Below are 1,019 nucleotides of genomic sequence, written 5' to 3'. Positions count from 1 at the left end.
AGGGCAAACAGTATCATTTACGCCCGTTATTTCAGACCCTGACAAACCAAACGATACGTTGGTAACTCAGCTTATTTCGGCACCAGACAGCGCCACTATGAATGACGAAGGCGTGATGACCTGGACTGCCCCCGAGGATACGCTCTTCTCTTCACAGGAGTACTATTTTTCATTCTCTACGCCTGGAGAGGACAGTGAGCAAGGTGCCATTGTTACTGAAAAAGTCAGGGTAACAACTAATAAAGCACTGCCCATCGCTCGCTCCGGAATAGAGGTCCCTTCGGGACAGAGAAATATCGTGATTGCTGACTTTGACGGAGACAATAAAAACGACATACTGACAACAGATAACAACTGGCGCATTATGTTGCTGGAGCAACAAAATGAAGAGGCCAAGCAAAAGTGGCTCTATCCGTACAGGCTACCCACAAATGGAAAAGTGGTGCAAATCGCCGCAGCAAACACGGATGCGGACAGTGAAAGTGAGATAATTGTTATCACTGAGTCCGGTGTGAGCCTGATTAATGACCTCAACAGTGAAGCTGTCAGCGTTTTTACCTCTGAGACAAAAATCTCTGCCGGAACCGTTCAAGATATCGATGGCGATGGCATCGCTGAAATTGCATTGCTTCACGGTGAAGGCTATTACGATGATGCAACATCACTCAGCGTTTTCAGTCTTAAGGACACTACGAAAATGTTGTTTGAGACAGCGGTTAATGACACAAAAACAGTGCACTTTGCCAATCTGGATGACGATAATCAGCTTGAACTGATACTCAACTCAGGTCTTATCTATGATACTAAAGACTGGCAGAATCAATGGGCAATGGGCACGACGTTTTATAGTGGCCTGATGACCACTGGAGACTTCAATGGAGATGGCTCGCAAGAATTGGCTGGTATCAGAGATGGACTGGCGTTGTACTCACTTGAGACTAAATCGCTGTTAGCAACTCACTCTTTATATAACGGCGGAACCTGTACGATCGCGGCTTCAAATCTGGACAATGATGCAG

Annotated in this window: 1 pseudogene; it reads left to right on the top strand. The window is 46.1% G+C overall.

The annotated features are described in order from the left end of the window. A pseudogene (locus CWB99_RS24260) lies at positions 1-1,019 on the top strand (hypothetical protein); the annotation flags it as partial.

The organism is Pseudoalteromonas rubra (assembly GCF_005887095.1).
Taxonomy (GTDB): domain Bacteria; phylum Pseudomonadota; class Gammaproteobacteria; order Enterobacterales; family Alteromonadaceae; genus Pseudoalteromonas; species Pseudoalteromonas rubra_E.
The sequence above is the reverse complement of the archived record's forward strand: the minus strand, read 5'-3'. Positions and strand labels throughout refer to the sequence as shown.